The 13018-nt window shown below is 69.1% G+C and carries 9 protein-coding genes; 3 read left to right on the top strand and 6 right to left on the bottom strand.

Annotated features, from left to right (window positions below; all coding sequences use genetic code 11):
* Positions 1-1092 (bottom strand): FAD-dependent oxidoreductase, encoded by a 1092-nt coding sequence (locus ACR4XJ_RS03720; RefSeq protein ID WP_434753936.1) that lies wholly within the window; start codon positions 1090-1092, stop codon positions 1-3.
* Positions 1093-1322: 230 nt separating this feature from the next.
* On the opposite strand from ACR4XJ_RS03720, the gene ACR4XJ_RS03725 reads away from it, so the two are divergent.
* A complete protein-coding gene (locus ACR4XJ_RS03725) occupies positions 1323-1754 on the top strand; it encodes an ACT domain-containing protein (RefSeq protein WP_434753937.1) in 432 nt (143 codons plus the stop codon).
* Positions 1755-1986: 232 nt separating this feature from the next.
* Positions 1987-3957 carry a molybdopterin-dependent oxidoreductase gene (locus ACR4XJ_RS03730; RefSeq protein WP_434753938.1) on the top strand — a complete coding sequence of 657 codons (1971 nt, stop codon included), beginning with the start codon at positions 1987-1989 and terminating at the stop codon, positions 3955-3957.
* 255 nt (positions 3958-4212) lie between these two features.
* Here the strand turns inward: ACR4XJ_RS03730 and ACR4XJ_RS03735 are convergent, their stop codons facing one another.
* The 5 genes from ACR4XJ_RS03735 to uvrB form a co-directional block, all read right to left on the bottom strand.
* The gene (locus tag ACR4XJ_RS03735; RefSeq protein WP_434753939.1) at positions 4213-5883 is read right to left on the bottom strand and encodes an NAD+ synthase; all 1671 of its coding nucleotides are present in this window, start codon (positions 5881-5883) and stop codon (positions 4213-4215) included.
* Positions 5884-6185: 302 nt separating this feature from the next.
* The gene (gene dapB / locus ACR4XJ_RS03740; protein WP_434753940.1) at positions 6186-6965 is read right to left on the bottom strand and encodes a 4-hydroxy-tetrahydrodipicolinate reductase; all 780 of its coding nucleotides are present in this window, start codon (positions 6963-6965) and stop codon (positions 6186-6188) included.
* A gap of 83 nt (positions 6966-7048) precedes the next feature.
* Positions 7049-9322: an NAD-dependent DNA ligase LigA gene (gene ligA / locus ACR4XJ_RS03745; protein ID WP_434753941.1), complete on the bottom strand. Its 2274-nt coding sequence runs from the start codon at positions 9320-9322 to the stop codon at positions 7049-7051.
* A complete protein-coding gene (locus tag ACR4XJ_RS03750) occupies positions 9319-10173 on the bottom strand; it encodes a hypothetical protein (protein ID WP_434753942.1) in 855 nt (284 codons plus the stop codon). The genes ligA and ACR4XJ_RS03750 overlap by 4 nt, the downstream gene beginning before the upstream one ends.
* A gap of 17 nt (positions 10174-10190) precedes the next feature.
* A complete protein-coding gene (uvrB, locus tag ACR4XJ_RS03755) occupies positions 10191-12245 on the bottom strand; it encodes an excinuclease ABC subunit UvrB (RefSeq protein ID WP_434753943.1) in 2055 nt (684 codons plus the stop codon).
* 226 nt (positions 12246-12471) lie between these two features.
* Here uvrB and ACR4XJ_RS03760 point away from each other — a divergent pair, with 226 nt between their 5' ends.
* Positions 12472-13002, top strand: a complete 531-nt coding sequence (locus ACR4XJ_RS03760; protein WP_434753944.1) for a hypothetical protein — start codon at positions 12472-12474, stop codon at positions 13000-13002.
* Positions 13003-13018: the final 16 nt, after the last annotated feature.

The raw sequence follows: 13018 nt of genomic DNA on the forward strand, positions 1-13018 counted from the left end.
CTACCTCGGCCCGTTGGATGCGCCGGGGCGCGTGATGACGTCGGCGTCGTAGTTGTATTCGTTTTCGCGGTGCTGCGCCTTCAGGTCCAGCCAGTTGGTCAGCGAGCGCGCGGCGCGCAGCCCGCTGTACACGGCCTTGCCGATCTTGCTGGGGCCGGTCAGCACGTCGCCCGCCACGAAGACGTTCTCTATGCTGGTCATGTGCAGCCAGCGCACCTCGCCCTTGCGCACGTTCTCCAGCCCCAGTTCCTTCTGGAACGGCGGGGTGGGAATCTCGCCGATGGCGGTGACGACGACGTCGGCGGGCAGCACTTCGGTCTCGCCGGTGTTGCCGTCGGTCATCTCGATGGCCGCCACGTGCTCACCGGTTTCATCGGCCGTCACGCGCAACGGGGTGCGGCGCTCCCACCATTCGCAGCCCACGTCGATGAGCCGGTCCACCTCGTAGCTGCCCGCCGGGGCTTCCTTCTTGGTGCGCCGGTAGACCATGACCACGCGTTTGGCCCCCAGGGCCTTGGCGCTGTGGGCCACGTCCATGGCCGAATGCCCGGCCCCCACGACCACCACAGTGCGCCCTTCCACCGGCGGCACGGACACGTTGCTGGTGGCGTACTTCACCGCGCGGATGGGGAACAGGAATTCCAGCCCGGAATAGACGCCCCTGAGCTGCTCGCCGGGAATGCCCAGTTTGCGCGACTTCCACGCGCCGCTGCAGATGATCACGGCGTCATGCTCTTCCACCAGTTCGCCCAGCCCCCGGATGTCGCACGAGAAGTGGTCGCCCTCCTCCTCGTGCAGGGGGGCGCTGCAACATATCTTGGTCTTGTTGTGGAAGTTGACCCCGAACTTGCGCGACAGGCTGAACACCCCGCGCTGGACGCGGTCCGCCGGGATGCGGTGGCCCGGAATGCCGAACAGCATCAGGCCGCCGGGCTTGGGCAGCTTGTCGTAGACCTCCACCTGATAGCCCAGGCACCCCAGGTACCCGGCTGCCGCAAGACCCGAAGGCCCGGCCCCGATGATGGCGACACGCCGCCCGTTGGGCGGTGCGGGTTCCTCCCGCATGAAGGCGAAATTCATGGCGTTGGACATCGATGCTCCACGGTGCTTGCCGTGCGCCGGGCCGCGAAGTGCGGCGCGCGCAGCGTGCGTGTTCAATATAGCCACGGGGCCTGCTTCCGCAAGCGGCGGGATGGGGCGGCGCACCCGGCCCGGCCGGACGGCCCCGGCTTGTCAACAGCCCGCCGGGAATGCTATCCACCTTCAATGACTGCAACGGCAGGGCGAACCGGCCTGCTTCACCCCGCAAAAGGATTGTCGCCATGAAAGTGGAACAGATTTCCGTATTTCTCGAAAACAAGGCCGGGCGTCTGGCCGAGGTCACCCACACCCTGGCCGAGGCGGGCATCAACATCCGCGCCCTGTCGCTGGCCGACACCTCGGACTTCGGCATCCTGCGCCTGATCGTGCACGACCACGAAAAGGCCAAGGCCGCCCTGAAGGACAAGGGCTTCACCGTGGGCCGCACCTCCGTGGTGGCCGTGGAAGTGCCCGACCATCCCGGCGGGCTGGACAGCATCCTGCAACTGCTGAGCACTCGCGGCGTCAACGTGGAATACATGTACGCCTTCGTGCAGCAGAACGGCACCAACGCGGTGCTCATCTTCCGCTTCGACCGCACCGACCAGGCCATCGAAGTGCTGAACGAAGCGGGCATCCCCGTCATTCCCGGCGACAGGCTGTACCGGAACTAGCCCGCCGCCAGCAGCGCCCTTTCCCTGACCGGACGGGGCCGGGTCCGGTGGATGCCGGGTCCGGCCCCTTTTTTCGTGCTGATCGGGCAATGGCACGGCCCGCGCCGCCCTTCCGTGACCGGGGTCACGGAATCCGCGGGCCATGCGGCGCACTGTGTCCCTGCGGCCCGCACGGGGCCGCTACCGGATGCCCTTACCTTCCCGCCATACCCCACTCCCCATGGAGTTTCGCATGCAATGCCTTTCCGCCTGTTCGCTGGACTGTCACGGGGCCTGTTCGCTGGTGGTGCACCTGCCGGACGAAGAAACCGGCCTGCGAGACGACCCCGCCGGTGGCGTGCGCGTGACCGGCAACCCGGACCACCCGTTCACGCGCGGGGTGGTCTGCGTCAAGGGGCGCGGACTGGCCGCCCGCCGCCTGAGCCCCGACCGCATAACCACGCCGTTGATGCGCGGCGCGGACGGCGCGCTGCACCCGACCACGTGGGACGAGGCGCTCTCCCTGTGCGCGGCCAAGCTGGACGCCCTGCGCCACGCGCCGGAATCCATCCTGCACCTGCGTGGCTTCGGCTACCGGGGGGCGCTGGCCGAGGCCAGCAACTATCTTTTCAACAGCCTGGGCGCGGCCAGCAAGCGCGGCTCGCTGTGCGACGGCGCGGGCGACGCGGCCTGCGAGGCCGACTTCGGCGCGCCGGACCACAACGACAGCGACGACCTTGCCAACGCCGCCGCCATCGTCAACTGGGGCAAGGACCTGGCCCGCTCCGCGCTGCATCTGGGACTGATGGTGCGCGACGCCCGCAAGCGCGGCGTGCCGGTGCTGACCATCTCTCCCGGCGGGGACGACAACGACGCCTTCACCGACGCGCGCATCCGCATCCGCCCCGGCGGCGACCGGTTCCTGGCTGCTGCCGCCATCCGTCGCCTGCTGGCCGATGATGCCGTGCCCCAAGCCATCAGCGGGCGCACGCGCGGCTTCGCGGAATTCCGGGCCATGCTGCTGGCCAGAAGCGAGGCGGAACTGCTGGCCGCCTGCGACGCCACCCCGGCGGACCTGGACACCCTGTGCGCGTGGATGCGCCGCAAGGTGGGCTCCGGCGGCCCCACGGCCAGCCTGCTGGGCTGGGGGCTGCAACGCTACCTGCGCGGCGGCGAGAGCGTGCGGTACATCAACGCGCTGGTCATGCTGTCCGGCAATATGGGCGTTTCCGGCGGCGGCGCGTACTACGGCATTTCCTCCGGCCGCAGCCTGAACCTTTCGTGGAGCAAGAAGGCGGGCACGCCCGCGCGCACCTTCCTGCTCTCGCACCTGGCGCGGGAACTGGCCGAGGCCGACCCGACGGTGCGTTTCCTGTGGGTGGACGCCTTCAACCCGGTAAGCCAGTCGCCGGATGCCCCGGCCCTGGCCCGCGCCGTGGAAGGCGTGGACTTCACCGTGGTGGTGGAGGCGTTCCTGACCGACACCGCCCGCCGGGCCGACGTGGTGTTGCCTTGCGCGCTGGTGCTGGAGCGCGAGGAAATCTTCGGTTCCGCCTACCACAACTACGTCGCCTACGCCGCGCCCGCCTGCCCCATGCCCGGCCAGGTGCGCCACGACTTCGACATCGCGCGCGGCGTGGCCCGACGGCTGGCCCGGCCCATCCCCTTTCCCGAGCGGGAAGAGGTGTTGCGTCAGGCCTTGCGTACGCCCTATCTTGAAGTATCGCTTGAAGAATTGAAGGCCACCGGCTGGACCAAGGCGAAACGGCCCTCCGTGGCCTGGGAAGGGCTGCGTTTCGCCCATCCCGACGGGCTGTATCACCTGCCCGACGCCCTGCACATGGATGTGACGGATGTCGCCACGCCGGACGGCTACCCCCTGCGTCTGCTGACCCTGCTGGCCCCGGACTACGTCAATTCGCAGGTGCCGTTGACCGGCCGCCAGCCCGAAGACGCCGCTGCGCCCCTCACCGTGCAGGTGGCCCCGGAATGTCCGGCCCTGGCCGCGCTGGACATCACCCGCCCCGTGTACCTCGTCTCGCCGCACGGCCGCATGCCCGTGCGCGTGCAGACCCTGCCCGGCATCCATCCCCGCACCGTGCTCATGCCGCGCGGCGGCTGGCTGGCCCACGGCCGCTCGCCCAACGCGCTCATCGCCCCGCTGGCCACCGACATCGGCGACGGCGCGGCGTACTATGACCAGCGGGTACGGCTGGAGAATTGAACACATTCCAAAACGAATCGGGGGGAAGGAACCTTTTGCGCTATGCGGTCGCCAGCCGTAAGATTCGCGCTCTGCGTACGATGGCTTTATGGCTCGCAAGCTCATCTGGGGCTGCGCGTCGCACTCTCAGGCCATTGTTCGCGCTCACCTAACGGCTGCCGCAAAAGGTTCCTTCCCCCCGAGCCCCCCAACCTCCCAAACTTTTCAATTGGGTTGGCGGGGCATTCGCCTGCGGAACGGTATACGCCGTATCCGCTACACTAACACCAACCGCCCCGCCACGGGCATGCGCCACCCGGTGCCGAAGGCGCGGTCGGTCACCTTCAGGCCGGGAGCGGCCTGCCGCCGCTTGAATTCGGAGATGCGCACCAGCCGCAGCACGTTGTCCACCACCTCGGGGGCGAAGCCTTCGGCCACCACGGCGTTGCGGTCCATGTGGTGCACCACGCTGCGCTCCAGGATGGCGTCCAGCACGTCGTAGGGGGGCAGGCTGTCGGTGTCCTTCTGGTCGGGCCGCAGTTCGGCGGAGGGGGCCTTGTCCAGGATGGCCGGGGGGATCAGGTCGTAGCCCGCCTGGGCGTTGCGCCAGCGGCACACCCGGTACACCAGGGTCTTGGGCACATCGGCGATGACCGCGAGGCCCCCCGCCATGTCGCCGTAGATGGTGCAGTAGCCCACGGCCAGTTCCGACTTGTTGCCGGTGGTCAGCAGCAGCGCGCCCGACTTGTTGGACACGGCCATGAGCAGGTTGCCCCGGATGCGCGACTGGATGTTTTCTTCGGTTACGTCGCGCGCGGTGCGGCCCAGCGCGCCGAACACCGGGGCCAGCGCCGCGTCGAAGCCCTCCATCAGCGGGCCGATGGGCACCGTGTGCACCGTTTGGGTGGTCATGCCCAGGTTGCGGGCCACGGCCAGCGCGTCGGTCACGCTGCCCTCGCTGGAATGGGGCGAGGGCAGCAGCAGCGCCCGCACATTTTCCGGCCCCAGCGCCTCGGCGGCCACGGCCGCCACCAGGGCCGAATCCACTCCGCCGGAAAGGCCCAGCACCGCGCCCGTGAACCCGCACTTGCGGGCGTAGTCGCGCGTGCCCATGACCAGCGCCTGCCACACCTGCGCCTCCGGCTCGGCCGGGTCCGGGCAGATGGCGCCGGTGCCCGCTGCGACGTCCACCAGCACCGTGTCCTCCTCGAACGGGCAGCCCCGCGCGATGAGGTGCCCCACCGCGTCGAAGGCCACGCTCTTGCCCGCGAACAACAGATCGTCGTTGCCGCCCACCTGGTTGGCGTACAGCACCGGCACCCGGTAGCGCGAGGCCACGCGCGACAGCATGCGCTCGCGCACCGCCTGCTTGCCCAGCGTGAACGGCGAGGCCGACAGGTTGATGATGGCATCCACGCCTGCCAGGGCCAGGTCCGCCACCGGGTCGGTCTCGTACTGGCGGTGCTCCTGCCAGAAGGTCTTGTCGTTCCAGATGTCCTCGCACACCGTGACGCCCAGCCGCCAGCCCGCCACCGTCACCGCGCCGCAGTTCACCCCAGGCTCGAAGTACCTGCGCTCGTCGAATACGTCGTACGTGGGCAGCAGCACCTTGCGCGTGGCCACCGTCACCGTGCCCTCGTGCAGCAGCACCGCCGCGTTGTGCAGCCGGTTGCCCACCGGCGTGGGATTGGGCACCGGAGCGCCCACCAGCACCGGCGGACCGTCCTTCAGCCGCCGCGCCAGCGCCTCCAGCGCCTTGCGGCAGCCGGGCACGAAGTCGCGCCGCAGCAGCAGGTCGCGCGGCGGATAGCCGCAGATGGCCAGTTCCGGCGTCACGCACAGCCCCGCACCCCGCGCCGCCGCATCGCGCACCGCCGCCTCGATGCGCGCCGCGTTGCCCGTCACGTCGCCCACCACCAGATTCAACTGCAACAGCGCCATGTTCATTGATGTTCTCCGGAAAAGCAGGGAAAGGCATGGACCTCGGGGAGAGGGGAGAAAACTTTTGCGCGCTGCGGTCCCCATCCGTAAGGCTCGCAAGCTCGCCTAACGGCTGGGGCAAAAGTTTTCTCCCCTCTCCCCGAACCCCTCCTCGCCCCGAACACCCCATTAAAAAGTTTGGGGGGATGAGGGTACGGGGGAAGGAGACCCTTTTACGCTCTGCGGCCGCCATCCGTAAGGTTCGCGCTGCGCGCTCACCTAACGGCTGCCGCAAAGGGTCCCTTCCCCCGATTATTCTTCAATCACCGCTACAGCATGTCCAGCATAGAATAGAGCTTACCGGGCTGCTGTTGGGGCAGCCACTTGGCGGCGCGCAGGGCGCCTTGGGCGAAGTTTTCGCGCGAGTGGGCCTGGTGGGTGATTTCGATGCGTTCGCCGGGTCCCATGGCGTAGACGGTGTGCACGCCGACAACGTCGCCGCCGCGAATGGTCTGGATGCCGATTTCTTCTTTCGGCCGTTCGCCGATGATGCCTTCGCGGTGGTAGTTGGCGACGGCGGGCAGATCCCAGCCGCGCGCCTCGGCCAGGCATTCGGCAAGGCGCAGGGCGGTGCCGCTGGGCGAATCCTTCTTGCGGTTGTGGTGCAGTTCCACCATTTCCAGGTCGTACTGGTCGCCCAGTTGCTGCACGAGCAGGGGCAGGATCTTGAGCAGCACGTTGACGCCGATGCTCATGTTGGGCGCCCAGAAGATGCGCGCGGTTTTGGCGAGGTCGGCCAGTTCCGCCTTCTGTTCGGCGGTGAGGCCCGTGGTGCCGATGACGTGCGACACGCCCGCCCTGGCGGCGGCGCGGGCGTTGGACAGGCTGGCCTCGGGCGAGGTGAAGTCCACCACCACGCCACCGGGCACCCGGGCGAACATGGCCTCGGGGTCGCTGCCGGCGGGACATTTCCACACGTCGAGCGAGGCCAGGCGTTCGGGACGTTCGACGACGGCGGCCAGTTGCAGGGCGGGGTCTTCCTGCGCCAGGCGGCAGATGGTGGACCCCATGCGGCCACCGGCGCCCGTGACGATGATCGAAGTGCTCATGCTCGCTCCTTATGCGTTTGCGCGCGCCGCAGAAACCCGGAACGCGGCCCGGAGTGCGCGGCGTCTGGTCGGGAAAAACCGGTCTAGATCAGGGAATGCTGGTCGTTCTTGCGGGATGCGGACGATGCCGCCGCCGACCCTGCCTCGTCGGGCACGCCGGAAGACGGGCTGGAAGCCGCCTCGGCAGGCGTGGCCGGGAGCGTGTCCCCGCCCTTCCCTTCCAGCAGGTCCAGGAATTCCTGTTCCCGCAGTACCCGTATGCCGAGTTTCGTGGCCTTGTCGAGCTTCCCGCCGGGCTTGTCGCCCACCACCAGCAGGTCCAGTTTCTTGCTTACCCCGCCGAGGATGTGCGCCCCGGCGGCCACGGCGCGCCGCTCCGCCTCGGAGCGGGTGAGCGTGGTCAGCGAGCCGGTGAACAGCACCCCCAGCCCGGCCAGGGGGCCGCTGCCTTCGCCCCGCGCGGCTCCGGACTCCGATTCCTGACGGACAGGCCACAGGCCCACAGCCCGCAGCCGTTCCAACAGGGCGCGGTTGCCTTCGTTGGCGAAGAAGGCGCGGATGGAGGCGGCCACTTCCGGCCCGATATCCGGCAGCTGTTGCAGCGTTTCGGCCTCGGCCGCGCCCAGCGCGTCGAGGTCGGTGAAATGGGTGGCCAGTGTGCGCGCGGTCTGCTCCCCCACGTGGCGGATGCCCAGCGCGCAGATCAGCCGGGCCAGCGAGGCCCCGGTGCGCGCCGCCTCGAACGCGGCGATGAAGTTTTCCGCCAGCTTGGGACCCATGCGCTCGAAGGCCAGCAGGGTCTGCTTGTCCAGCCCGAACAGGTCCGCCGGGCTGGCCACCTTGCCCCGGTCCACCAGCAGTTCCACCCATCTGCGGCCCACGCCCTGAATGTCCAGCCCGGCCTTGGACACGAAGTGGATGATGGACTGGCGCACCACGGCGGGACAGCCCACGTTGACGCAGCGCCAGGCGGCCTCGCCCGGTTCGCGGCGCACCGGGGTATGGCAGACCGGACATTCCCGGGGAAATTCGAATTCCGGCAGGCCACCGGCGGGGCGCTGGTCCACCAGCGGCCGCACCACCTCGGGAATCACGTCGCCCGCGCGCTGCACCACCACCATGTCGCCCACGCGCAAGTCCTTGGCGCGGATTTCATCCTCGTTGTGCAGGGTGGCGCGCGATACGGTGACGCCGCCCACGGCCACGGGCGCGAGTTCCGCCACCGGGGTGAGCACGCCGGTGCGCCCCACCTGCACGGCGATGTGCTCCAGCCGGGTGGTGGCCTGGTGCGCCGGAAATTTCAGGGCGATGGCCCAGCGCGGGGCGCGGGCGGTGTAGCCCAGCGCGGCCTGCGCGGCCAGATCGTCCAGCTTGGCCACCACGCCGTCGATGTCGAAGGGCAGTTCGGAGCGGCGGCGGCCCAAATCCTCGTAATAGGCCATGACCTCTGCCGGGGTCTCGCAGCGGCGCGCATCGGGCGGGGTGCCGAAGCCGTAGTCCGTCAAGGCGGCCATGACCTGCCCGTGCGTGGCCCAGCGCGCTTCCGGGCCCTGTGCGCCGGACGCAATACCGGCGGCCCCTTCCGGCCAGACCACCTGCCCCACCCCGTAGGCCAGAAAGCGCAACGGACGCCCGGCCGTGATCGAGGCATCCAGTTGGCGCACCGAACCGGCGGCCGCGTTGCGCGGGTTGGCGAACAGCTTTTCGCCCGCGCCGCGCCGGGCGGCGTTGAGGGCTTCGAATTCCGCGCGGGTGATGACCACCTCGCCGCGCACTTCCAGCCGGGCGGGGTGCGGCCCCTCGCCGTGCAGGCGCAGCGGCAGGTTGCGCACGGTGCGCATGGCCGTGGTGACGATTTCGCCCTTCTCGCCGTCGCCGCGCGTGAGGGCGGTGGTGAACACCCCGTTCTCGTAGATCACTTCCAGCGCCAGGCCGTCCATCTTGGGGTCGCACCAGAAGGCCGTGGGAGCGTCCGGCTCGGCCCGCAGCATCCGCTGGATGAAGACATCCCACTCTTCCGCCGAAAAGGCGTTGTCCAGGCTGTACATGCGCAGGGTGTGGGCCTGCGTTTCCAGCGCGGCCACCACTGCGTCGCCCACCCGGTGGGTGGGCGAATCGGGCGTGCGCAGCGTGGGCCATTCCGCCTCGATGTCCTGCAATTCCCGGAACAGGGCGTCGTATTCGGCGTCGGAGATTTCCGCGTCGTCCAGCACGTAGTAGCGGTGGCTGTGATAGTTCAGCAGTTCGCGCAGGGATTCGGCGCGGGCGGCCACGTGGGCGGGGGCGGCTTCGGGCATGGCGTCCTGTCCGGCAGCGGATGCGGCGGACGCCGGGGAGATATCGTCGGTACTGCTCACAGCGTGGTCTCGTCGGTCCATTGGTGTTGCAGGCGGGCCACCTCGTCGCGCCATGCGGGGCCGAGGCGGCGGGTCATGTACTCGTGTTCAGCGCGGGCGGCGGCATCCATGAAGCCGTCCACGGACCGCGCCGTGGTGTGGTAGCGGTGTCGGACCACCAGTTGATGGTCCACCACCACCGGCCAGCCCGCCCGGTGCGCCCGCAGCGAAAGCCAGACGTCCACCCCGTAGCCGCGCGGGTTGTCGGCGCAGTCCGCGCCGCCCACCTCGCGGGCGCATTCCAGGTCGATGAGCGGGGCGATGCCGTCCACCAGCGCCACCCGCCGGTACTGGATGCGCGCATCGCGCACCATCTGCGGATGGTAGGGATTGCGGTCCACCGCCGGGGCGTACACCCCCACCCTGCCGCCCTTGCCTGAAGTCCCGCCCAGCCCGCGCGCGGCCAGCGATGCGCCGATGCGGGCCATGCGCAGGGCCGCCCGCGCCACCAGCGGCGGGCGCGTCTCGAAGGAAATGTCGTTGTTCAGGAACCACAGGTGCGTGCAGCCCATGTCCCGCGCCGCGTCCAGGCACCAGGCCAGCGCGCCGCCCCAGAACAGGTTGTCCGGCAGCCTGCGCCACGCGCCGGTGGCCGGACGCGGGGCCGCGTTGTCCAGCACCAGCACCCGGTGCGCGTGCTCCGGATCGGCCCGGCGCAGGGCAGCGGCCAGATTGGCCGCCAGCCCCGGGTCGCCGTAGTGCAGGATGACCGTTGCGATGACAGGGGGCAGGACCGGCGTGAAGGGAGCGCTGCCCGGCGCGTCCGGCGTATCCGGTGCGTCCGGCGGTGCGGGGCCGTTGGTATTCGTCACGGTGTCTCCTGCCGCCCCTACTCCGCTGCCGCCTCGGCCACCGGCGCCCCCAGCAGGTGCTGCCGCAGCAGCCGGATGCGGTCGCGCAGTTCCGCCGCGCGCTCGAATTCCAGTTCCTTGGCGGCCTCGCGCATGTCGCGTTCCAGTTGCTGGATCTGTTTCGCCAGTTCGTGCGGGTCCGCGCTCCACGGGGCAAAGGTTTCCGCCGCCTGCGCCGCGCCCTTGCGCCCCTTGCCCTTGCGGCCCTTGGCCTCGGCCGCCTCGGCGTAGATGGCGTCAAAGGGCGTTTCCACCGCCTTGCGGATGGTGGCGGGCGTGATGTGGTGCGCCTCGTTGTATCCGGTCTGCTTCTCGCGCCGCCGCGCCGTCTCGTCCATGGCGGCCTGCATGGAGCGGGTCACCACGTCCGCGTACATGAGCACCCGGCCTTCCACGTTGCGCGCGGCGCGGCCGAAGGTCTGGATGAGCGAGCCCGTGGAGCGCAGGAAGCCCTCCTTGTCCGCATCGAGTATGGATACCAGAGAAACTTCCGGGATATCAAGACCTTCACGCAGCAGGTTGATGCCCACCAGCACGTCGAATTCCTTGCGGCGCAACGCCTGGATGATGGCCATGCGTTCCATGGTGTCGATGTCGGAATGCAGGTAGCGCGCGGCCACGCCCATCTCGTTGAGGTACTCGGTAAGGTCCTCGGCCATGCGCTTGGTCAGGGTGGTCACCAGCACCCGTTCGCCGCGCGCGGCGCGCAGGCGGCATTCGCCCAACAGGTCGTCCACCTGCCCTTTTGTGGGCCGCACCTCCACGATGGGGTCCACGAGGCCCGTGGGCCGGATGATCTGCTCGGCCACGATGCCCTGCGAGCGGTCCAGTTCCCACTTGCCCGGCGTGGCCGAGACGTACACGGTCTGGTTCAGCCTGGCCAGGAATTCGTGGAATTCCAGCGGCCGATTGTCCAGCGCCGAAGGCAGGCGGAATCCGTAGTCCACCAGCGTGGATTTGCGCGAACGGTCGCCCTTGTACATGGCCCCCACCTGCGAGACCGTGATGTGCGATTCGTCCACGAACAGCAGGAAGTCGTCGGGGAAGTAGTCCAGCAGGCACGAGGGCGGGTCCCCGGCCTTGCGGCCGTCCAGATGGCGCGAATAGTTCTCCACCCCGTTGCAGTAGCCCATTTCCTCCATCATTTCGAGGTCGAGCATGGTGCGCTGCTCCAGCCGCTGCGCCTCCACCAGCCGGTTGCCGCCCTTCAGTTCGCGCAGGCGTTCGCCCAGTTCGTCGCGGATGTCGGAAATGGCGCGCACCAGGTTGTCGCGGTCGGACACGTAGTGGCTGGCGGGGTAGATGACTGTTTTGCCCACGGATGCCAGCGCCTCGCCGGTGAGCGGGTCGATCTCGCTGATGGCGTCGATGTCGTCGCCGAAGAACTCGATGCGCAGCGCCCGCTCGTGGTGGTAGGCGGGAATGATTTCCAGCACGTCGCCGCGCACCCGGAAGGTGCCGCGATGGAAGTCGTAATCGTTGCGTTCGTACTGCACCTCCACCAGCCGGGTGATCAGCGCGTCCATGGACAGCCGCTGCCCGGTTTCCACGGGGATGACCAGCTTGGCGTAGTATTCCGGCGAGCCCAGGCCGTAGATGCACGACACCGAGGCCACGATGACCACGTCGCGCCGGGTGAGCAGCGCGTGGGTGGCCGCGTGGCGCAGCTTGTCGATGTTGTCGTTGATGGACGAATCCTTCTCGATGTACGTGTCCGACGCGGGCACGTAGGCTTCCGGCTGGTAGTAGTCGTAATAGCTGACGAAGTATTCCACCGCGTTCTCCGGGAACAACTGGCGGAACTCGTTGTACAACTGGGCGGCCAGGGTCTTGTTGGGGGCCAGCACCAGGGCGGGCCTGCCGCAGCGGGCGATGACCTGGGCCATGGTGAAGGTCTTGCCCGAGCCGGTGACGCCCAGCAGCACCTGATCCGTCACGCCCGCCTCGATGCTGGAGACGATCTGGTCGATGGCTTCGGGCTGGTCGCCGCGCGGTTCGTACTCGGTGCGCAGAATGAACGGGGATTGGGTCATGTGGATATCCGTGGCCCGCTGGCGGGCCGGTGTGCTTTCCTTGCTGCGTTCACGGTTGCGCGGGCCATGCCCGCCGCCGTCGGCGAAGCGGGGCCGTTCCGGCGGCAACCGCCCCCTTCCATCCGCCGGAAAGATGGTCTAGAAAATCCGGAAGCGGCACGGCCCGTTGCCCGGCGCGGGGGTGTCCCGCACGGGCGGCCCGCCCGGAACCACGCATGGAGCCCGCATGGAACTGAACGTCATTCCCGTGGAAGGCACGCCCCCGGTGGCGCGCATCCACGTCATATCCGTCACCATCCGCACCTTCAAGGGGCGGCGCAACGTACAGGCCCACCTTTTCCGGCTGGCCGCAGAGGCCGAGGCGGCCGACGGCCTGGCCGCCCTGCGCGCCGTGCCCGGCCTGGTGGGCGCGCCGCTGGAACCGGGCGGACCGAACACACCGGGCGCCGACGACCTGACCGGCCCCGAGGCGGAAACCGACGCCCTGCGCACGGTGCTGGAAGCCTTTACCGAAGCGGAGCGCGACGCGGTGGTGGCCTACCTTTCGCAACGCTACGCCGACCGGCTGACCTGCATCATCGCCTGCCCGCTGCAACTGCCGGTGCCGCGCGGGGTGGTGCCCTTCTCCGCCCTGCCGGAAGGCAAGACCATGGGGGTCATCCGCTTCGACGAGGTGCCCCGCTATCCGCTGCCCTTCGCCATTCGCGGCTTCTACGACCTGGCCCAGCACGAACCGCTGGTGCACGAGCAGGAATAGCCCGCCCCGCCGCAAC

This window comes from Nitratidesulfovibrio sp. D1 (assembly GCF_051133415.1).
Classification (GTDB): Bacteria; Desulfobacterota; Desulfovibrionia; order Desulfovibrionales; family Desulfovibrionaceae; genus Cupidesulfovibrio.